Origin of the sequence: Pseudodesulfovibrio portus (assembly GCF_026000375.1) — a bacterium.
Lineage (GTDB): Bacteria > Desulfobacterota > Desulfovibrionia > Desulfovibrionales > Desulfovibrionaceae > Pseudodesulfovibrio > Pseudodesulfovibrio portus.
In genome coordinates, this window is sequence record NZ_AP026708.1 from 2,171,072 (window position 1) to 2,190,096 (window position 19,025).

Annotated in this window: 19 protein-coding genes; 8 read left to right on the top strand and 11 right to left on the bottom strand. The window is 64.5% G+C overall.

The features are described from left to right. The first annotated feature begins 58 nt into the window (after nt 1-58). Together OO730_RS10515 and OO730_RS10520 are read left to right on the top strand one after the other, a co-directional pair. The gene (locus tag OO730_RS10515) at nt 59-1,432 is read left to right on the top strand and encodes a sigma-54-dependent transcriptional regulator (RefSeq protein ID WP_264981422.1); all 1,374 of its coding nucleotides are present in this window, start codon (nt 59-61) and stop codon (nt 1,430-1,432) included. Further along, nucleotides 1,433-2,599, top strand: a complete 1,167-nt coding sequence (locus tag OO730_RS10520; protein WP_264981423.1) for an ATP-grasp domain-containing protein — start codon at nt 1,433-1,435, stop codon at nt 2,597-2,599. Nucleotides 2,600-2,618: 19 nt separating this feature from the next. Here the strand turns inward: OO730_RS10520 and OO730_RS16255 are convergent, their stop codons facing one another. After that, nucleotides 2,619-2,918, bottom strand: coding sequence for an HD-GYP domain-containing protein (locus OO730_RS16255; RefSeq protein WP_323373354.1), 300 nt, complete (start codon nt 2,916-2,918; stop codon nt 2,619-2,621). Beyond that, nucleotides 2,915-3,520 (bottom strand): HD-GYP domain-containing protein, encoded by a 606-nt coding sequence (locus tag OO730_RS10530; RefSeq protein ID WP_264981424.1) that lies wholly within the window; start codon nt 3,518-3,520, stop codon nt 2,915-2,917. The genes OO730_RS16255 and OO730_RS10530 overlap by 4 nt, the downstream gene beginning before the upstream one ends. A gap of 122 nt (nt 3,521-3,642) precedes the next feature. Between OO730_RS10530 and OO730_RS10535 the strand changes: the two genes are divergently transcribed. Continuing rightward, nucleotides 3,643-6,528 carry a DEAD/DEAH box helicase gene (locus tag OO730_RS10535; RefSeq protein ID WP_264981425.1) on the top strand — a complete coding sequence of 962 codons (2,886 nt, stop codon included), beginning with the start codon at nt 3,643-3,645 and terminating at the stop codon, nt 6,526-6,528. 27 nt (nt 6,529-6,555) lie between these two features. On the opposite strand, the gene OO730_RS10540 is transcribed toward OO730_RS10535, so the two are convergent. Further along, nucleotides 6,556-7,155 (bottom strand): DJ-1/PfpI family protein, encoded by a 600-nt coding sequence (locus OO730_RS10540; RefSeq protein WP_264981426.1) that lies wholly within the window; start codon nt 7,153-7,155, stop codon nt 6,556-6,558. A gap of 149 nt (nt 7,156-7,304) precedes the next feature. Here OO730_RS10540 and OO730_RS10545 point away from each other — a divergent pair, with 149 nt between their 5' ends. Next, a complete protein-coding gene (locus OO730_RS10545; RefSeq protein ID WP_264981427.1) occupies nt 7,305-8,078 on the top strand; it encodes a tetratricopeptide repeat protein in 774 nt (257 codons plus the stop codon). 282 nt (nt 8,079-8,360) lie between these two features. Here the strand turns inward: OO730_RS10545 and OO730_RS10550 are convergent, their stop codons facing one another. Together OO730_RS10550 and OO730_RS10555 are read right to left on the bottom strand one after the other, a co-directional pair. Beyond that, entirely contained in the window at nt 8,361-10,163 is a 1,803-nt protein-coding gene (locus tag OO730_RS10550; RefSeq protein WP_264981428.1) for an N-acetylmuramoyl-L-alanine amidase, read from the bottom strand. A 148-nt stretch (nt 10,164-10,311) separates the two neighbouring features. Further along, nucleotides 10,312-11,067 carry a metallophosphoesterase family protein gene (locus tag OO730_RS10555; RefSeq protein WP_264981429.1) on the bottom strand — a complete coding sequence of 252 codons (756 nt, stop codon included), beginning with the start codon at nt 11,065-11,067 and terminating at the stop codon, nt 10,312-10,314. Between the two features lie 117 nt (nt 11,068-11,184). Between OO730_RS10555 and OO730_RS10560 the strand changes: the two genes are divergently transcribed. Then, the gene (locus OO730_RS10560) at nt 11,185-11,661 is read left to right on the top strand and encodes a chemotaxis protein CheD (protein ID WP_264981430.1); all 477 of its coding nucleotides are present in this window, start codon (nt 11,185-11,187) and stop codon (nt 11,659-11,661) included. Further along, the gene (locus OO730_RS10565; RefSeq protein ID WP_264981431.1) at nt 11,658-12,527 is read left to right on the top strand and encodes an HDOD domain-containing protein; all 870 of its coding nucleotides are present in this window, start codon (nt 11,658-11,660) and stop codon (nt 12,525-12,527) included. The genes OO730_RS10560 and OO730_RS10565 overlap by 4 nt, the downstream gene beginning before the upstream one ends. A 13-nt stretch (nt 12,528-12,540) precedes the next feature. Here OO730_RS10565 and OO730_RS10570 read toward each other — a convergent pair whose 3' ends face one another. From OO730_RS10570 to OO730_RS10580, 3 genes are read right to left on the bottom strand one after another with little or no spacing between them, the layout of a single operon-like run. After that, nucleotides 12,541-13,218 carry a peptidylprolyl isomerase gene (locus OO730_RS10570; RefSeq protein ID WP_264981432.1) on the bottom strand — a complete coding sequence of 226 codons (678 nt, stop codon included), beginning with the start codon at nt 13,216-13,218 and terminating at the stop codon, nt 12,541-12,543. Nucleotides 13,219-13,235: 17 nt separating this feature from the next. Then, nucleotides 13,236-14,042 carry a shikimate dehydrogenase gene (aroE, locus tag OO730_RS10575; RefSeq protein ID WP_264981433.1) on the bottom strand — a complete coding sequence of 269 codons (807 nt, stop codon included), beginning with the start codon at nt 14,040-14,042 and terminating at the stop codon, nt 13,236-13,238. A 3-nt stretch (nt 14,043-14,045) separates the two neighbouring features. Next, nucleotides 14,046-14,972: an ACP S-malonyltransferase gene (locus OO730_RS10580; RefSeq protein ID WP_264981434.1), complete on the bottom strand. Its 927-nt coding sequence runs from the start codon at nt 14,970-14,972 to the stop codon at nt 14,046-14,048. Between the two features lie 457 nt (nt 14,973-15,429). Between OO730_RS10580 and OO730_RS10585 the strand changes: the two genes are divergently transcribed. Both OO730_RS10585 and OO730_RS10590 read left to right on the top strand, forming a co-directional pair. Beyond that, a complete protein-coding gene (locus OO730_RS10585) occupies nt 15,430-15,855 on the top strand; it encodes an HIT family protein (protein ID WP_264981435.1) in 426 nt (141 codons plus the stop codon). A 30-nt stretch (nt 15,856-15,885) separates the two neighbouring features. Next, nucleotides 15,886-16,170 carry an integration host factor subunit alpha gene (locus OO730_RS10590; protein WP_264981436.1) on the top strand — a complete coding sequence of 95 codons (285 nt, stop codon included), beginning with the start codon at nt 15,886-15,888 and terminating at the stop codon, nt 16,168-16,170. Between the two features lie 201 nt (nt 16,171-16,371). Here OO730_RS10590 and OO730_RS10595 read toward each other — a convergent pair whose 3' ends face one another. The 3 genes from OO730_RS10595 to OO730_RS10605 all read right to left on the bottom strand — a co-directional run bounded on the left by OO730_RS10595 (nt 16,372) and on the right by OO730_RS10605 (nt 18,960). Continuing rightward, nucleotides 16,372-17,127 carry an SPOR domain-containing protein gene (locus OO730_RS10595; RefSeq protein ID WP_264981437.1) on the bottom strand — a complete coding sequence of 252 codons (756 nt, stop codon included), beginning with the start codon at nt 17,125-17,127 and terminating at the stop codon, nt 16,372-16,374. Between the two features lie 115 nt (nt 17,128-17,242). Next, the gene (locus OO730_RS10600; RefSeq protein WP_264981438.1) at nt 17,243-17,773 is read right to left on the bottom strand and encodes a Crp/Fnr family transcriptional regulator; all 531 of its coding nucleotides are present in this window, start codon (nt 17,771-17,773) and stop codon (nt 17,243-17,245) included. After that, nucleotides 17,770-18,960, bottom strand: coding sequence for a potassium channel family protein (locus tag OO730_RS10605; RefSeq protein WP_264981439.1), 1,191 nt, complete (start codon nt 18,958-18,960; stop codon nt 17,770-17,772). Before OO730_RS10605 ends, OO730_RS10600 begins: the two co-directional genes overlap by 4 nt. Nucleotides 18,961-19,025: the final 65 nt, after the last annotated feature.

Consider the following 19,025-nt stretch of genomic DNA (forward strand, 5'->3'; position numbering starts at 1 on the left):
CGTCCGTCTTGATGTATCGTGTCCGGCGACAGAAACGACAACACGAGCCGGAGATCCAATGCCCGCGAATATACTGGTCCTTGACGACGAGAAAAACTACCTGCTCATCCTGGAGTCCATCCTGGAGGACGAGGGCTACAACGTGACCGCCCTGTCCGACCCGGAAATGGGGCTGGCCTACCTCGAAGACTCCGAGGTGGACGTTGTCCTGACCGACATGAAAATGCCGAATCTCACCGGCCAGGACGTGCTGGAGCATTGCAAGAAGAATTACCCGCACATCCCTGTGCTGATCATGACCGCCTTCGGGTCCATCGAAGCAGCGGTGGAGGCCATGCGCATAGGGGCGTTCGACTACATCACCAAGCCCTTCGCCAACGAGGAGCTGCTCCTGTCCGTGAACAAGGCCGAGCAGTACGCCGCCACCCAGCAGGAGAACATCCGCCTCAAGCGCGAGATTCGCGACCGCTACTCCAAGGACAACATCATTGCCCGGGGCAAGGGCATGCAGCAGGTCATGGACATGGTGGACCGGGCCGCGCCGAGCAAATCCACGGTCCTCATCCTGGGCGAGTCCGGCACCGGCAAGGAGCTTGTCGCCCGCGCCATCCACACTTCCTCGCCCCGCCGCGAGGGGCCGTTCATCACGGTCAACTGCATGGCGCTCAACCCCGGCGTGCTGGAATCCGAGTTGTTCGGCCATGAAAAGGGCTCCTTCACAGGGGCCACGGCCATGCGCAAGGGCCGCTTCGAGCAGGCCAACAAGGGCACGCTCTTCCTGGACGAAATCGGCGAGCTGACGCCCGAACTGCAGGTCAAGCTGTTGCGCGTGCTCCAGGAGCACCAGATCGAGCGCGTGGGCGGGGCCGAGACCTTTGACGTGGACATCCGCATCGTGGCCGCCACCAACAAGAACCTGCAGGAGGCCGTGGGCAAGGGCGAGTTCCGCGAGGACCTGTTCTACCGGCTGAACGTGGTCTCCATCTTCATGCCCCCGCTTCGGGAGCGGCGCGAGGACATCCCGCTGCTGGCCGCGCATTTCCTGGAGAAGTACACCAAGGAAAATCAGGTGGAGATCAAGGGCTTTTCCTCGGGGGCCATGGATTACATGTCCGCCTTCGAGTGGCCGGGCAACGTCCGCCAGTTGGAGAACGTGGTGGAGCGGTGCACGGTCCTGGCCCGCTCCGACACCATCCACGCCGACGACCTGCCGCCCGAGATCAAGGACGAGGAGTCCCAGTTCAAGTCCGCCGTCGACCTGCTGCCCACCAAGCTCAATCTGGCCGACACCATGGACAAGATCGAGGGCGCCCTGGTCAAGCGCGCCCTGGTCAAGACCGACTTCGTCCAGGTCAAGGCCGCCGAAATGCTCGGGCTTTCCAAGTCCAACCTGCAGTACAAGCTCAAGAAATACGGGCTCAAGGCCAAGTAGATGATCGTCCTCGACTACCCCTACGTGTCCCGGTTCCTGACGGACTCGGTCATGGAACTCGGGCTGCCCGTGCTGGATACGGAGAACGCCCGCAGGCTGACCGGCGGCGCGGGCCTGAATTTCATCGATGAGATAGAGTTTTCTGCCCGGCTGGGCGTGGGCACCCGACTGTACACCAATTCCGAGAACGGTCTGGAACACATCCTGCGCTGCCGGTGCAACGAGGACCTGGTCCGGCAGGTGGACATCTGCAAGGACAAGGCGCTGTTCCGCGAGACCGTGGCCCCGCTGCACCCGGATTACCGGTTCGCGCGGGTGGCCATCGACGACCTGGCCGAGTTCGACGTGTCCGGGTTCGACTGTCCGTTCATCGTCAAGCCCGCCCGCGGTTTTTTCAGCCTGGGCGTGCACCTGGTCAAGTCCCATGGCCAGTGGCCCGAGGTGGTCCGCACCATCCTCGAAGAGCGGGAGGCCCTGAACGCCGAGTACCCGGAAGGGGTGGTGGACGCGGGCGAATTCCTGGTGGAGGCGGGCATCGACGGCGAGGAGTATGCCATTGACGTCTATTATGACGGAGACGGCGCGCCGGTGATCACCAATATCCTGCACCACCACTTCGTGTCCGGCGACGACGTGTCCGACCGGCTCTACTACACGTCGGCCCGCATCCTGCGCGAGCGGCTCGAGCCGTTCACGGACTACGTTATCCGCATGGGCGAGGCGTGCGCGCTGCGCAATTTCCCCATCCACCTGGAAGTCCGCGTCACCCCGGAGGGCGGCATCGTGCCCATCGAGGCCAACCCCCTGCGGTTCGCGGGCTGGTGCGTGGCCGACATCACCGGTCACGCCTGGGGCTTCAACCCCTACGAGTACTATTTCAAGGGACTCGCGCCCGACTGGGAGGCCGTCCTGTCCACCCGGGAGGGCGAGGTCACGACCATGGTCATCGCCGACGTGCCGCCGGGCATGGACCGCGACCGCATTGCCGGGTTCGATCTGCAGGGATTCCAATCGATGTTTGATAACCCGTTGGAATTGAGAGAGATTGATTATTCTGCCTATCCGGTTTTCGCCTTCTGCTTCGCCCGCATGGACGAGGGAGGACTGGCAAGGCTGAAGACCGATCTGACCGAAGACTTCAGCCGGTTCGTGACCCTGAAGGGATAACGGACCCTCAACAGGTCTTTCAGGCCCCGCCCTTGAATCCGTCATACCACTTGAGGAAGGCCTCCACGCAGGTGGGGCAGAACAGTACGCCGGTGCCGTCGATGATGAACTTCCTGGCCGCTTCGGAGGACAGGGAGTTCCGGTAGACCCGGTCGCTGGTCATGGCGTCGAACACGTCGGCCACGGCGATGATCCTGCCGATGAAGGGTATCTCCTCACGCTTGAGCCCCTTGGGATAGCCCGAGCCGTCCCAGCGCTCGTGGTGGGACGACGCGGCCAGCAGCACATCTTCCATGCCCGGCAGGGGGGCCCGGATCACACCCCTTCGGGCAGGTCGATCATGCCGCCCGTGCGGGCGAACCACTTCAGGAAACCGTCCACGCTGCGGGGGCAGTGCTTTGTCCCTCTCTCTTCAGCGATCATGTCCGCAGCCACCGGTCGGGGCAGGGAATCGCGGTGGGGGCGGGAGGAGATCAGGGCGCTGAACACGTCGGCCACGGCTATGATGCGGGCGTGAAACGGGATCGATTCGCCCTGGATGGAGTTCGGGTAGCCGGAGCCGTCCCAGCGTTCGTGGTGGTTGAGGCAGACCTCGGCCACGTCGGCCAGTTGCCTGATGGGGTAGAGGATTTTTGCCCCCAGGACGGTGTGGCTCTGGATATGGATGTATTCATCCGGGGTCAGGGCACCGGTCTTGAGCAGAACCGAGTCGCGGGTGCCCACGATGCCGATGTTGTGCAGCCGACCCATGACCAGCAGGCGGTCGCATTCCGTCACGGACAGGCCGAGTTCCCGGCCTATGCCCTTTGCCGCCAGGGCCACGCGCTCGGAATGCCTTTCGGTCAGGGGATTGCGGGCTTCGGCGGCCTGGGCCATGAGGACGAGGGTTGATACGGTGTCGTCAAGGGTGATTGCTGTCATATCGTTCCTCCGTGGCGGTGTTGCCGATTTTTAACCGTGCGTAGTATAACGGCTTCATTTTCGACAGTTCAAGTATATTTATCAACTTGCCTCGGTGGCAGGCCCGTACTACCATCCTACCCGTGGAAAGCCCTGTCCTCGAATACGTCTCCGCCATGCTCGATTCCGACCGCATGGCCCACCAGATCGCCCACTACAGGCCCTTGGAGGGAGCGGACGCGCGCTTCGGCGAGCCGCGCCGCCCGTGGCCCGCCGCCATCGTGAACGCGCTCTCCCTGCTGGGCATCGACAACCTCTACGACCACCAGGCCGAGGCTGCGGATCACGTCCGGGCCGGGCACCACGTGGTGGTGGCCACGCCCACGGCCAGCGGCAAGACCCTGACCTACAACCTGCCGGTCATGGAGCAGGTCCTGGCCGATCCCGAGGCCAAGGCGCTCTATCTCTTCCCGCTCAAGGCCCTGGCCCAGGACCAGCTCAAGGGATTCACCGAACTGGCCGCGCTGCTTCCCGAAGACCGCCGCCCCACCGCCGCCATCTACGACGGGGACACCACGCCGCATTTCCGCAAGAAGATCCGCAACTCGCCGCCCAACGTGGTCATGTCCAACCCGGAGATGGTCCACCTGTCCATGCTGCCGCATCATGCTTCGTGGGCGGAGTTCCTGTCCGGCCTGACGCACGTCGTGGTGGACGAGGTGCATACCTACCGGGGCGTCATGGGCGGGCACATGGCCATGGTCTTCCGGCGGCTCATGCGGCTGTGCCGCTATTACGGGGCCAGCCCGACCTTCGTGTTCTGCTCGGCCACCATCGGGAATCCGGCCGAACTCTGCCGCATGCTCACGGGGCTCGACGTCCATCCCATCCTGGAATCCGGGGCCGCGCGGGGCGGTCGGCACATGATCTTTCTCAACCCGGACGGCAGCCCGTCCCAGGCGGCCATCCAACTGCTCAAGGCCGCCCTGTCGCGCAACCTGCGGACCATCGTCTACTGCCAGTCGCGCAAGATGACCGAGTTGATATCCATGTGGGCCTCCGAACGCAGCGGCCGATTCGCCGGGCGCATCTCAGCCTACCGGGCGGGGTTCCTGCCCGAGGAGCGGCGCGAGATCGAGGGGCGCATGGCCTCCGGAGACCTGCTGGCGGTCATCTCCACCTCGGCCCTGGAGCTGGGCATCGACATCGGCGGCCTGGACGTGTGCATCATGGTCGGCTACCCCGGCTCCATCATGGCCACCCTGCAGCGGGGCGGGCGCGTGGGCCGCAGCCGACAGGATTCCGCCGTGGCCCTCATCGCCCAGGAGGACGCGCTGGACCAGTATTTCATGCGCAACCCGGACGATTTCTTCGCCCGCCCGCCCGAGTCGGCCATGCTCAACCCGCACAACCCGGTGATCATGGACCGGCATCTGATCTGCGCCGCCGCCGAACTGACGCTGCGGCGCGGCGAGCCGTTCCTGGCCGAGGCCGAGGTGGGCAGCCGGGTCGAGGAGCTGGTGGGTTTCGGCCAGCTCTACGAGGTGGAACCGGACCTGCCGGGCCACCCGTCGGAGATCGTCACCCACCGCAAGCGGCCCCACCGCGAGGTGGACCTGCGCGGGGCCGGACAGCAGCTGCACATCGAGGACAACACCGCCGGACAGGAAAAGGCCCCGGTCATCGGGACCATCGATGCTCACCGGGCCTTTCGCGAGACCCATCCGGGCGCGGTCTACCTGCACCGGGGCCGGACCTACGTCATCACCGAGCTGGATCACGGCAGGGGCGCGGTCCATGCGGTCAAGGAGCGGGTGGGCTACTACACCAGGCCGCGCGGCTCCAAGGACACGGAAATCCTCGAAGTGCTGGGCCGGAAGGCGTGCTTCGGCACCCGCGTCTATTTCGGGCGGGTCCGGGTCACGGAGCAGATCACCGGGTACGAGAAGCGCAGCGTGCGCGGCGGCAAGCTGCTCGGCATCATGCCTCTGGACCTGCCGCCCCTGGTCTTCGAGACCGAGTCCGTGTGGTTCGAGGTGGGCCACGACATCCGCCGCCGCTGCGAAGAGGAATATCTGCATTTCATGGGCGGCATCCACGCCTTCGAACACGCGGCCATCGGCATGCTGCCGCTGCTGGTCATGACCGACCGCAACGACCTGGGCGGCATCTCCACCCCTATGCATCCGCAGGTGGAGGGCCCGGCGGTCTTCATCTACGACGGCATGCCGGGCGGGGCCGGGCTGACGCGCCAGGCCTTCGAGCGGGCGGACGAGTTGGTCGAGGCCACGCTCAAGACCATTGCCGACTGCCCGTGCGAGCTGGGCTGCCCGTCCTGCGTGCATTCGCCCAAGTGCGGGTCCGGCAACCGGCCCATCGACAAACGGGCCTCCCTGTTCGTGCTGGAGGCCATCCGGTCCGGCGACCCGAAATCCATCGAACCCAAGGAGATCGACGTGAACACCCTGCCAGGCATCGACATGAAAAAGCCCGCGCCGGGGCGCTATGGCGTGCTGGACATCGAGACCCGTTACTCAGCCGACGAGGTGGGCGGCTGGAGCCGCGCCGACCGCATGGGCGTGTCCATCGCCTGCGTCTACGACTCGGAAGACGACGGTATGCACGATTATGAGCAGGACCGGATGAACGAGCTGGTGGACCACCTGCAACAGTTCGATCTGGTCATCGGTTTCAATCACGTGAAATTCGACTACGCCGTGCTCGGCGGCCTGCACCCCTTCAAGTTCCGCTCCCTGCCCAACCTGGACCTGCTCATCGAGGTCAACAACCGCCTCGGCTACCGGGTCAAGCTGGACAATATCGCCCAGGCCACCCTGGACGCGGGCAAGTCGGCCGACGGCCTCCAGGCGCTCGCATGGTGGAAGGAGGGACGGCTGGACCTGATCACCGAGTACTGCCGCCAGGACGTGGCCGTGACCCGAGACGTCTACCTGTACGGCAGGGAGCATGGACATATCTTTTTCACCAACAAGGCGAAGCAAAAAGTCAAGCTGCCCGTTGACTGGTAGAAGGGTGCACAGTTCCCGTATGCCGGGTTATTCAAAGGCCGCCACGATGGCTTTCCCGAAACCGGACGCCGCCTTGGGGCCGTTGCCGGTGATGAACCTGCCGTCCACCTCGACCTTCTTGCCCGTGTAGGTGGCCCCGTGCTCCTTGAGGGCCGAGCTGGGGCTGCCGGAGTAGGCCGTGGCCCGCTTGCCCTGCATGACGCCCGCGTGGGCCAGGATGCCGGGCCCGGCGCAGATGGCTGCCACCACCTTGTCCTGGGCTACCGCCTCCTGAACGATGCGGTGGGCCTCCGGGTTCTTCCACATTTTCATGATCCCGTTGCCGCCGATGATCACGATGGCGTCGTAGTCGGCCGCGTTGACCGAGGACAGGGCCATCTCGGCCGTGGCCCGCTTGCCGGAGTCGCCCTTGCAGGGCCCGGCGGCGGAGGAGGCCACGGTGCAGTCCATGCCCCCGGACTCAAGGGCCGACCGCGTCCGGGAGTACTCCGTGGCCGAAAAATCGCTCTTGGCCACGATGAGCAGGGCCTTTTTGCCCTGGGAACCCGCCGAAGCGGTCGAGGCCGCGCAGATCGCAAAGGCCAGGAAAAGGATCGCCAGGCATGCTGTTTTCATGAAGATTTTCATGTTATCTCCCCCCATTGTCTACGGCCTGCGCCGGTTGCGGTTTCCGGAAGTGGATTAACCCGGTTACCGTCCGATATAGCCCTTTTGACAAATTATGGGAAGTCGGCGTACCACTTGGTCCGTAACCCCCAACCCAGCCGAGGACTTCTATGATTTTCCGATACCTTGCCGCCATTCTCGTTCCCGCCCTGCTTCTGCTCGGCGTCTACTGCACCGCGCTCCCTGAACTGGGCCATGAAATCAAGGCCGCCGCCAGGGGCGGAGATGCCGCCGCCCAGGTGGAACTCGCCCGCATGTACTACTCCGGCGACACCTTCGAGCCCGACATGACCGAGAGCCTGCGTTGGTTGAATGCCGCTGCAGACCAAAAATATCCCGAGGCCCTGTCCACCCTCGGCCTCTTCTACCTGAGCGGCCACGGCGTGGAAAAGGACGAGGCCAGGGGGTTCGCCATGATTACCGAAGCCGCCGAGCTGGGCTATCCGCAGGCCCAGGCCTATCTCGCCTTTGCCTACGGAAGCGGCACGGGGGTCAAGCCCGACACGGCCAAGTTCCTGCATTGGGTGCGGCTGGCGGCAGAGAACAACGACCCCCGCAGCCAGTTCAACCTGGCCGTTCTCAAGCTCACGGGCAAGCTCGTGGACCAGGACGTGCCCGGCGCAAGGGCCCTGCTCGAAAGCTCTGCGGATCAGGGCTATACCGAGGCCCAGACCATGCTGGGCGAGTTCCTGGCGCGCGGCATCCAGGGCGAGCCCGATCTGGTGGAGGCCTGCAAGTGGTTCGCCATCGCCGGGACCAAGGGCCACCAGCGCGCCAACTCCCTGCTCATGTCCATCGTCAACTCCATGACCAAGGACCAGATGAACGAGGCCGCCGACCGCGCCAACGCCTGGCTCGAAGCCCGGGGCCAGGGCGTCCGGTAACTATCCGGTCAGCCTCAATAATTCCGTCAGACACCAAGGCGCACCATGCTCGATGCATGGTGCGCCTTGGTGTCTGGATCTCGTCCGAACACGGCAATTCATTTTCCCAAATAAACAGCCCGAGCGATTCGGCTGCCAAAGGCAGACGACAGCGTAAAGGCTTGTGAGAGTGGTGCAGCTGTGCATTTTTCGAGGGGAAATCGCCGCAGGCGTAGCAGCGCTACGGTGAGGACGCATTTGCCATCGGAAAATGTGCAGATGCGCCGCTATCGCAAGCCGAGTCTACCGCATCGCGTATCGTTCGATCTTGCCCTTGTAGGCCAGTATCCCTTCGACGATGCCGTTGGCGAGGTAGTTCAGGTAGGAGTCGGACTTGAGCCGTTTGGCCTCGGTCTTGTTGGTCAGGTAGCCCAGTTCCACGAGCACCGAGGGCATGCGCGCGCCCATGAGCACGTAGAAGGGGGCTTCGCGGGTGCCCTGGTTCTTGACCGAATACTTCTTTCTGACCCGGTAGATGGTCTTGGTCTGCACGTCGCTCGCCAGGTCGCGGGATTCCTTGATCTTGGAGTTGACCATCAGGTCCGTGAGGATGAACTGGAGGTCCGAGATGGAGCGCGGGTCAACCGCGTTTTCCCGGGCCGCTATGCGCACGGCGGCGTCGGACTTGGCCAGGTTCAGGCTGTAGGTCTCCAAGCCGTTGACCGACCGGCTGCGGTTGGCGTTGCAGTGCACGGACAGGAACAGGTCGGCCTTTTGGGCGTTGGCCATGGAGGTCCGCTTGTCCAGGGGGATGAAGACGTCCGAGGTCCGGGTGTAGATGACGTTGAAGCCCTTGCCCTCGAGCTTGTCGCCGAGCAGCTTGGCGAAGCGCAGGTTGACTTCCTTTTCCCGCAGCCCGTTGGCCACTGCGCCGGGGTCCTTCCCGCCGTGGCCGGGGTCGATCATGATGGTGCGCACGGTCAGGCCGAGTTGCTCCAGGAGGTCGCCGGCCATCTTCTTGGACCCGCTGGGCGGGCGGTAGGTGGAGTTGGCGGTGGTGGCCCTGGGAGCGGGCTTGGCTGCGGTTTGCTTGCCGTCCGGTGCGTACACGTCGATGACGATGCGGTACGGGTTTTCCAGTGGGAATATCTTGTATTCCTGGAAGTTCTGGAAATCGAGGACCACGCGGGTGGTGTCCTTGGAGTACTGGCCGGTGCGGATGGAGCTCAGGATGCCGTCGGACACCGTGGTGGCGGAGGTCACGTCGTGCCCCAGCCGCGAGTTCTTGAGGTCGATGTAGAGCCGGTGCGGGCGGTTCACTGCCGGGTTGGGGTCGAGCACCTGATAGCGGTAGGTGACCCGTCCGTCCAGCTCCAGGACCACGCGGGTGTACTCGTCGCTGGAGGTGAAGCGGACCATGTCCAGGTGCGCTGTGCCCGACGGGTCCGTGGGCTTGGTGTTGGCGGCGTTCTTGGGAGCGGGCTTGGGCTTGTTGTTGACCGCAGCCTTGGCTGCCGCATCCAGGGAGTCGGCGGCGGGGTCGCTGTCCTTGGAAACCCGGGCGATGGCCCAGTCGTACTTTCCGAGTTTCCTGAGCGCGGCCTTGGCCTTGGAGTGCATGTCGGAGCGGGGATAGTCCGTGATGATCCGGGCCAGGTCCAGGCGGGCCGAGTCGGTCTCGCGGAGACGCCCCGCATAGATGCCCGCGCGGCGATACAGGCAGTCGTCGGCCCAGCCGTGGCGCGGATAGCGGGCCAGCACCCGGCCGAAGTAGTCCACGGCCCTGCGGAAGTCGGACTTCAGGCCGGACTGGATGCCGAGTTCCTCATGGACCCGGCCGATATAGTACAGGGACTTGGGCGCGTAGGGGCCGTTGGGGCTGGCCTTGAGGCTGCGGGTGAAGGATTTCTCCACCTTTTCCCAGTTGGACCGGTATTTGGCTTTCTTGGAGTTCCGGCGCAGGGCATGGAAGTCGGCATGGCCGACCGTGAAGTAGGATTTGGCCGTGGCCGCCATGGCGTCGGGCACACACAAAAGAAGCACCGCAATGACGAGAACCGCCATGACGTGCAGGGTGCGGTGGGGGGCGGCAGCGAGCAGCTTCATACCGTTACGGGCCGAATAAAAGGTCAATTTTTCCCAGATGCATGCCTTGGGACGCATGTCTTAATTGTACAGCTTGTCAGCATTCTTTAGAAAAATCTAAAAAAAGTCCAGAGAAAAAGGGCTCGAACCGGCGAAAAGGCAGGCCTGATCAGGCCAGGCCGGTGGTCAGCCACCGGGCCCAATCTTCGCGCCCGTTCTTCCGCGCCGTTTTCGCTGCCGCCGACCAGTCGTATTCCACGGTCAGGAGGTCCGCCTGCCAGCCGCTTCCGGTCCGGCTGACCACGGCGTACCGGGCGTGGGGCGAGCCCGAGGCCATGGCATGGGGCGGGACGTCGTCCGTGTAGGCGGGCAGTCCGACGCTGCCGGGGTTGATCACGGTGACCGGGCCGCAGTTGGCCAGCCCCGCGTGGTGGCTGTGCCCGGTCAGGACCAGGGTGCAGCCGTCCGCGACGTCCGCGAGGTCGGCCAGGATGTCGGCGCAGGGCCGCAGGCCGGGCAGGCCGGTGGACACGTCCTCCAGCAGGTAGGCGGTGTCGTTTTTCGGCGTGCCGTGGCAGAGCAGGACGTCCGGTTCCGGCCTGAGTGTGGCGGGCAGCCCCTCGAGCCAGGCCAGGCCGTCCGCGCCGATGCCGTCCAGGGTTCGCCCGATGGCCCGGGCCATGTCCGGCGCGGGGGTGGGCTCGAGCAGGATGCGGTCCTGGTTGCCGAGCACGGAGTCCATGGGGGTCTGCCTGAGGACGGCCCAGGTTCCGACCGGGTCCAGGGGGCCGTAGAAGGTGTCGCCCAGGTTGAAGAAGCGGGTCACGCCGCGTTGTCGCGCGTGGCCCAGCACGGCCTTGAGGGCCGCGGCGTTGCCGTGGATGTCCGCCAGCACGGCGAAGGATTCGGTCTGCGTCATGGACATGAATATGGGTGAAATCCGGTTGGATGACAAGGTGTGCCTTTACTCCGCGCGCATAACCTTCTATTGTTTTAGGATGAGGGATAGGTCCACTTTCATCTTCCCGGCGCGAAGAATGCAATGAGCACGCTGACGGTTTCCATATCGGACATGAAATTCTCCACCGATCCCGGGGACGTTCTCGTCACGTATTCCCTGGGCTCCTGTCTCGGGGTTACCGCCTATGACCCCAAAGCCCGCATCGGGGGGCTGATTCATTGCCTGCTGCCTTCGGCGGTGGGGGCCAAGGAGAGGGCGCGGAAGAAGCCCTTCATGTTCGTCAACACGGGGGTGGCCATGATGGTCCGCATCCTCCTGGAGAACGGGGCTCAGAAAAACCGCCTGGTGTTCAAGGTGGCAGGCGGGGCCAACATGCGGTCCAACGATTTTTTCAGTACGGGCAAGCGGAACATGGAAGCCCTGACCAAGCTGCTCGACAGGAACAAGGTGTCCCTGGCGGCCCAGGCGGTGGGCGGGACCATCCCCCGCACCATGTACCTGTACCTCGACACGGGCCGTGTGGTGGTCAAGTCGCTGGGAAAGGAGTCGGAACTGTGAATCGGCGTGAGGAAATACTGGACATTGTCTCGAAAGTCGTGGCGCTGCCGTCCTGCGTGGGCAAGGCTTCGTCCCTGCTCGAGAACAATGTGGAGGATTTCGCCAAGCTGGCCCGCATCATCGAGCACGATCCGGGGCTGACCGCCAATCTGCTCAAGATGGTCAACGCCTCGGCCATCGCCCGCAGGCATCCCATCCAGACCACCCGCGACGCCCTGTGCTGGCTGGAGGCTCCCGACATCCTCCAGTTCGTCATCTCCACGGGCCTCGCGCCCACCTACGTCAGGACCATCGACGGCTACGACCAGAGCCCCGGCATGTACCTGCAGCAGTCCGTGGCCGTGGCCATTGCCGCCTGCAAGCTCGGCAAGGCCCTGGGCGTTTCCTTTCCGGCCTATACCTATACCGCCGCGCTGCTGGCCGGGGTGGGCAAGCTCGTGCTCGGAACCTACGTCAAGGTGGACATGCACAGGCTGATGTCAAAGGTCCTGGAAGAGAACCTTCCGTTCGACAAGGCCGAGGACGCGGTGCTCGGCATCAACCACGCGGAGATCGGCGAGTTCCTGCTCAAACGGTGGGGGCTGCCCCCGGAGATCACCGACGTGGTCCGCTACCATCTGCGGCCGGACGACTATGCAGGCGAGAGCCTGGTCCTGGATCTGGTGCACGTGGGCAACCTGCTGGCCAAGCTCATCGGCGTCGGGCTGGGTGCGGACGGGCTCAACTACGACCTTTCCACCAACTCCATCGAGAGGTTGGGGGTCACGCCGGAGATCGCGGACAGGGTGTCCGCCGAGGTGGTCACGGAACTGGGCGGGCTCTGGGACCTGTTCGTGGAATGCGTGGACCGCGTCTGCGTCCTGTAGGCCGGCTTTTTCGCTATTTCGCCCTGTAGGCCTTCTTGAGGATCACGGTGTCCACCGGCACGTCATCCATCCGGCCCCGGCTGATGGTCCGGATGCCGTGGATCTTCTCGATCACGTCCATGCCCCGGATGACCTTGCCGAAGGCGCAGTAGCCCGCCTGGGTGTTCGCATTGAAATTGCCGACCCCCACCTTGGAGAAGGTCTGCTTCCTGTCCAGGACCGGATTGTCTTCCATGTTGAAGAAGAACTCGCTTGTGGCCGAGTCGGGCGCGTCGGTCCGGGCCATGGCGATGGTGCCCTTGGTGTTGAGCAGTCCGATGGCGGCCTCGTTGACCAGGGGCGGGTACAGGGGCGTCTTTTTCATCATCTGCAGGTTGAAGCCGCCGCCCTGGACGATGTTCATGGAATCGTTCTTCGATTTCGCCTTGGTGATGCTGCCCGGGCGCACCTTCTGCTTGATCACCCTGTGGAACACGGTCTTGTCGTAGAACCCGGCGTCCACGTACTTGAGGAAATTCTCCACGGTCTTGGGCGCGTCCTTGGGCGAGAGCATGACGATGATGCGGCCCATGGAGGTCTCCATGATGACCACCGGGTTGGGCCCGGCGGCGGAGGCTTCGGTGGCGGGGGCCGCCAGGAACAGGCCGCAGAGCAGGGCGGCGGCCAGGAGCAGGGTGTGCGCGTATTTCATAGGGTCACCTCGTGGTCTTATGCGTTCAGGGCGTCGAGCAACAGTGCCCGGGCGCCGTTTTCATTCATGTCCCGACCGGTCCACAGACGGAACTGGGCCAACCCCTGGTGCAGGAACATCTCCAGCCCGGAGATGGTCGCGCACCCGGCCTGGGCGGCCTCGCGCAGGAATCGGGTTTGAAGCGGGTTGTACACGATGTCGTAGGCGATGGCCCCCGGGGAGAACCGGTCGCGGTCCCAGGGCGTGGCGTCCGCCATGTCGCCGGACATGCCCAGCGGCGTGGTGTTGCAGATCAACCCCCACTCCGCGTCCATGCGGTGGTCCCAGTCGACGCAGGTCGCGCCGAAATCTGCGGCCAGCCGCTCCGCCTTGGACCGGGTCCGGTTGGCCACGCCGAGGTGGGGGATGCCGAGTTCCCTGAATCCGGCCAGGGCGGCACGCGCCGCGCCGCCCGCACCCAGCACGATGGCCGAGGCGGGGAGCGAGTCCAGTCCCTTGAGCGGGGCGATGACGCCGAGAACGTCGGTGTTCTCGCCGCACAGGTCTTCGCCGTCCCAGTAAAGCGTGTTCACCGCGCCCACGGACCTGGCCCGGTCGGTCATCCGGTCGAGAAAGGCCATGACCGCCTGCTTGTGCGGGATAGTCACGGACAGGCCCGAGATGGGCCGGGTGCGGACCTGCCCCATGAACGGGCCGAGGTCGTCAGGCGACACCGGCCAGGCCGCGTAGCCGGCGTCGATGCCGAGCTGCTCGAACCCCCAGTTGTGCAGGGTCGGGCTCATGGTGTGGCCCAGGGGCCAGCCGATGATGCCGAAACTTTTCATGGCCTAGATTTCCCGGGCCTGTGCCAGGGTGCCCACGTTGAGGCCGGACCACTTCTCCTCTTCGGAGCCGAGGTTGGCCTTGAGCATCTTGAAGAGCACGCCCTTGGGGCCGACCTCGACGAACCGTCGTACGCCGGTGGCGAACATGGCCTGCATGGTCTGGATCCAGAGCACGGACGAGGTCATCTGCCGCTGCATGATGCTCTTGACGGCATCGGGGTCCGGCTCGGGCAGGGCCGTGGCGTTGTGGAACACCGGGAAGGCGGGCGCGTTCCAGGAAAGCGTTTCCAGGAAGGCGGCGAATTCGTCGGCGGCCTCCTGAATGAGCGGGGAGTGGAAGGCCCCGGACACGGCCAGCCGGATGGCCCGCCCCTTGGCCTCCTTGACCAGCGCCTCGGCACTGTCCAGCCCTCCCTGCTCGCCGGAAATGACGAACTGGGCCGGGGTGTTGTAGTTGGCGATGCGCAGCTCCCTGCCGGAATCCTTCACGGCCCGGGCCACGATATCCTCCACCTTGTCCTGAGCCAGCTTGACCACGGCGGCCATGCCGTGGCCCGCGCCGCCGGATTCGGCCATCAGCTTGCCGCGCAGGGCCACGGCCTTGATGGTGTCGCCGGGGCTGAGCACGCCGGACGCGGCCAGGGAGGCGAATTCGCCCAGCGAGTGCCCGGCAGTGGCCGCCGGGGCGAGCTTGTCCTTCACGGCCAGCCACAGGGTCAGGTTGACCACGGTCAGGGCGGGCTGGAGGGCTCGGGTGTCGGCCATGTCGGCGGCCTCGCCGTCCCAGAAAATCTCGCGCAGGGGCAGGCCGGACTCCTTTTCCGCCAGTTTCCAAAGGTCCAGGGCGGACGCGTCCTGTTCGGCCACGTCGCGGCCCATGCCTTTTTCCTGGGACCCCTGTCCGGGGAAGAGTATGCCGGTCTTGGTCATTGAATGCTCCTTGTATGCATGCGGGCCTGGGCCCCATAGTCGTCGTTTGGTTGGGTATCGGGATATCGTGCGGGCGGAGGCCGCGTCAAGTTGTGCAATTCGGCGGGCAAGGCAACAAAAATGCGTCCGTCTGCCGCCCGATACGGCTCACTGGCCTGCAATGGTTGCCGTTTTTTTAAAGTGTGTTTATAACATGCTGAAATAATGTGTTTTATAATTGTAACATTGATTTCAAACACTTAGTTCAGGCCAACTGCCCGATTTTCAAGAATATTTCTAGACTCGCCGCCAACCGTTGGTGCGCTTGGGTTTCCAGAAAATAACGCCAACAGACTTGATTTAACTGGATTTCCCGGTTATAAAACCGGGTAACTGTCGAAAATTCTTCGTCCGAGCGAACGTTTTCCATGCACCCGGAAGGTATGGACATCGCAAAGAGGCGGAGGGGAGAACGCGGATGGCGCCAACGGATTCCGAATGCATTTTTTGCAAGATAGTCGCCGGGGAGATCCCCTGCGCAAAGGTTTATGAAACGGAGTCCTGCCTGGCCTTTCTGGACATCGCTCCCGTGAGCGGGGGGCACGCCCTGGTTTTACCCAAGGGCCACTACCCGACGCTCATGGACATCCCGGCCGAGCTGGGTGGAGAGCTGCTCCAGGCCCTGTCCAGGGTCGGCAAGGCGGTCATGGAGGCGACAGGGGCCGACGGGCTGAACCTCATGCAGAACAACTTCGAGGCAGCCGGGCAGCTGGTGCATCACGCGCACTACCATCTCATTCCGCGGTTTGCGGACGACGGCCTGCGGCTGTGGCCCCAGTCCCCGTACGAGGACCCGGACGAGATGGGGAGGCTCGCGGTGAAAATCGCGGACCTTGCCAAGTAAATTTCTGGTAACCTTTTCTGGAGGCGATCAATGAGCACCCTCACCAAAGCCGGCATCGTGGATTACATCTACGAACGCACCGACAAAAACCGAGCCGAAATCAAGGACCTGGTGGAAACCATCCTTGAGATCATGAAGAGCGCCGTCAAGAAGGACCACGCCCTTCTGATTTCCGGCTTCGGCAAGTTTGAAGCGTATGACAAGCGCGCCCGCAAGGGCCGCAATCCCCAGACGACACAGACCATCACCCTGCCCCCGCGCAAGGTGGTCGTCTTCCGTCTGTCCCGGAAGTTCCGCGCCGAACTGAATCCCTAGGCCGACGACGGTCTGAGCAGCTTGCACCGCGCGCCCGGAATCCGGGCCGCATGGGTGTGCCCGGCAATGCCGCGGCACGCGAGCCCATTGGTGCACGGTACGGTCGCCCCTGGACCGTGGCCTCCGGCTGCATGCAGGGCATGAAAAAAGGGCCGATTGATCTCAATCGGCCCTTTTCCCGTGCCTGGGGGAGAGGAAAGGTTACTCGACCTTGAGCACGAATCCGTTGGGGAAGGCGGTCTTGAGGTCCTCGAGGGCCACTGCCGCGTCGTCCGTGTTCTCAAAGGCCCCGGCGTGCACGCGGTACATGCCGTTGTCGGTCTTTTCGAGCATGGACCCCTTGTACCCGTCGGCCAACAGCCCGGCCAGGACCTTGTTGGCGTTCTCCAGGTCCGAGAACGCGCCCACCTGCACATAGTACGGGCCGGTTTCGACGATGACCGGCATTGCGGTCGACGGCGGTTCCGGGTCCGTTTCGGCGGGCTCCATGGCCATGACCTGTTCGTCCTCGGGGTCGGCCACGGGCTCGAAGGCGGCCTTGGCCTCGGGATCGACCACGGCCGTCTCGGGCTGTGCGGCGGGCTCCTGTGCGGCTTCGGGCGCGGGCAGGGCTTCCTCGGCCAGGTCATCCCCGCCGACGTCCGGCCGGTCGGTTTCCTCGACCGCCGCCTCCACCTCGATGGGGCCGTCGTTCTCTGCGGGCTTCACGTCGAATGATTCGTCGATGACCTCGGGCCGGTCCGCACCCACCTCGTGGGTCTCCTCGATGACCGGCGGCTCTTCCCCGCCCACGGTGTAGGTCTCGGAGATGATGCCGGGCTCCTTGGCGGGCCCGGGCTCGTCCTGGGACGCGGGCCGCTTTACCGGTTGCCCGGAGTCGATGGATTTGCGGAAACAGCCGGACAGCGCCAGGACCGCTGCGACCAGCACGATCAGCAGGAATATCTTTTTGTTCATGGGACAACCCTCTTTTCTTGCGTACGCTTCGATGCCAAATCTAGAGTTAGTCTAAATTATACGCGATGCATCGGTTTTGCAAGGGCGGATGCGTCGGGGCGGGAGGCCGCCGGGCTCAGGGCCTTGCGCCGCACCGGCTCAGGGCCAGGGCCAGGGCGGTGGACAGCTTGACCAGCTCGGAGTTGGAATTGCGGATGGTGGCGGCCATGCGCCGCGCCAGGGCGGCGAAGAGCTTGTTGCCGATGGCCGGTTCGCGGTCGAGGAGGTCGAAAAACCGGGCGCGGTCCGTGACCAGGAAGTGGGACGGCTCCAGCACGTGGATGGTTGCCGAGCGCGTGTCCCGGTCGATGAGCGCGATTTCGCCGAAGATGGGGTAGGACGATTCGTCCACCGTGGCCAGGACCTTGCGCAGGTTGCCCACCTCCATGAGGGGCAGGTCCATGCCCTCCATGAGCATGGATTTCGAGATGCGCACCCGGCCGCTGACGAGGATGAACATCTCGTCGCCCGGCTCGCCCTCGGTGATCAGGTTTTCCCCCGCGTCCAGGGAGCGGACGCCGAAGATGGCCCGGACCTTGTCCAGGGAGGCGGCGGGCATGCCCTTGAACAGGGTGATTTCCTCGAAGTTCACGTCGCCTATGTTCATCGCGCGGCTCCCGGCTTGAGGAACAGCACGGCGTCGAACTGGTCCAGTTTCTCGGAATCCGGCGGGTTGGCCAGCACGCGCGGGCCGGTGTCGCCGATGCGCGTCTCCTGGCCCGAGGACTCGAACAGCTCGAGGATGAACCGGTCCAGGGCCGAGCCGTCGTCGAGCACGTCCTCGAGGGAGAGCTGTCTGGACATCTGGCACAGGGCCAGGGGCAGGCGTCCGTCCTCCCGGAACCGGGCCATGAGCCCGCCCCAGTCGAGGGCCTTCTCGTCGCCGGTCAGCGGCTTGAATTCCATGTGGTTGTGGCCGCGCATGCCGAGCATCTCCTGGAGCATGGTCCACATGGACGGGTTGGCCCCCATGAGGCCGAGGACCAGGCTGGTCAGCTGGCCGTGGACCAGGATTTCGTTGACCCCGGCGCGCAGCAGGTGCTTGCGGTTCTCGGGCAGGGCCACCTCGCCGTAGAGCGGCACCTGGGGGGCCAGCTCGCGCAGGGCCAGGGCCGCGTACAGGGATTCCTGGTCCGCGTCCTTGGCGGGTTTGTCCGTGGTCTGGGACAGCAGGTAGACCACCGAGGCGCGGTCGGGCCGGGCCTTGAGCAGGGTGGCCTCCTGGGTGACCTCGCCCCAGACGAAATGCAGGCGTTCGCCCATGTCCAGGCGCTGGGCCAGGCTCTCCCGCTCTTCGGTCCCCAGGGAGTTGACCAGGACCAGGTGGGTGTCGCCCGGGCCGAGCACGCCGTTGTCGCGCAGGGCCTGTACCAGTTCCAGGCCGAAATCGCTCCAGCCCACGATGATGACGTGTTTTGTCAGGTTCACCTTCAAGAGCCCCTTGCGCTTTCTGGCCTTGTGCTCCACGAGCATGGAAGCCAGGTTGCCTGTCAGGGTGGAGACCAGGCCGATGCCGCAGACCATGACCACCACGCCCATGATCTTGCCGCCCGCCGTGGCCGGGACCATGTCCCCGTAGCCCACGGTGGTCAGCGTGACCACGGCCCACCAGAACGCGCCGAAGGCGTCCCGGGCGTTGCCCTCCGGACCGGACTCGAAGAACCAGAACCCGGTCGTGGCCAGGATCAGCAGGCCGAAAATGAGCAGGGTCAGTTTCCCGAATGGGGTGCGGCTCCAGGAAAGGGCCGCGTCGCGCAGGGGCGTGAGAGCGTGCAAGTCGTCCACCTTTATCATGTATCTTCCCTTCTATGACCAAAGTGGGGACGCGAGTCAAACGCCGCGAGGTGTGGACGGCGGCC

Bases quoted from the DNA above. Each gene is read 5' to 3' on its own strand.
- OO730_RS10515 (WP_264981422.1), top strand. From the start codon at position 59: ATGCCCGCGAATATACTGGTCCTTGACGACGAGAAAAACTACCTGCTC.
- OO730_RS10520 (WP_264981423.1), top strand. From the start codon at position 1,433: ATGATCGTCCTCGACTACCCCTACGTGTCCCGGTTCCTGACGGACTCG.
- OO730_RS10530 (WP_264981424.1), bottom strand. From the start codon at position 3,520: ATGACAGCAATCACCCTTGACGACACCGTATCAACCCTCGTCCTCATG.
- OO730_RS10540 (WP_264981426.1), bottom strand. From the start codon at position 7,155: ATGAAAATCTTCATGAAAACAGCATGCCTGGCGATCCTTTTCCTGGCC.
- OO730_RS10545 (WP_264981427.1), top strand. From the start codon at position 7,305: ATGATTTTCCGATACCTTGCCGCCATTCTCGTTCCCGCCCTGCTTCTG.
- OO730_RS10550 (WP_264981428.1), bottom strand. From the start codon at position 10,163: ATGAAGCTGCTCGCTGCCGCCCCCCACCGCACCCTGCACGTCATGGCG.
- OO730_RS10555 (WP_264981429.1), bottom strand. From the start codon at position 11,067: ATGTCCATGACGCAGACCGAATCCTTCGCCGTGCTGGCGGACATCCAC.
- OO730_RS10560 (WP_264981430.1), top strand. From the start codon at position 11,185: ATGAGCACGCTGACGGTTTCCATATCGGACATGAAATTCTCCACCGAT.
- OO730_RS10570 (WP_264981432.1), bottom strand. From the start codon at position 13,218: ATGAAATACGCGCACACCCTGCTCCTGGCCGCCGCCCTGCTCTGCGGC.
- aroE (WP_264981433.1), bottom strand. From the start codon at position 14,042: ATGAAAAGTTTCGGCATCATCGGCTGGCCCCTGGGCCACACCATGAGC.
- OO730_RS10580 (WP_264981434.1), bottom strand. From the start codon at position 14,972: ATGACCAAGACCGGCATACTCTTCCCCGGACAGGGGTCCCAGGAAAAA.
- OO730_RS10585 (WP_264981435.1), top strand. From the start codon at position 15,430: ATGGCGCCAACGGATTCCGAATGCATTTTTTGCAAGATAGTCGCCGGG.
- OO730_RS10590 (WP_264981436.1), top strand. From the start codon at position 15,886: ATGAGCACCCTCACCAAAGCCGGCATCGTGGATTACATCTACGAACGC.
- OO730_RS10595 (WP_264981437.1), bottom strand. From the start codon at position 17,127: ATGAACAAAAAGATATTCCTGCTGATCGTGCTGGTCGCAGCGGTCCTG.
- OO730_RS10600 (WP_264981438.1), bottom strand. From the start codon at position 17,773: ATGAACATAGGCGACGTGAACTTCGAGGAAATCACCCTGTTCAAGGGC.
- OO730_RS10605 (WP_264981439.1), bottom strand. From the start codon at position 18,960: ATGATAAAGGTGGACGACTTGCACGCTCTCACGCCCCTGCGCGACGCG.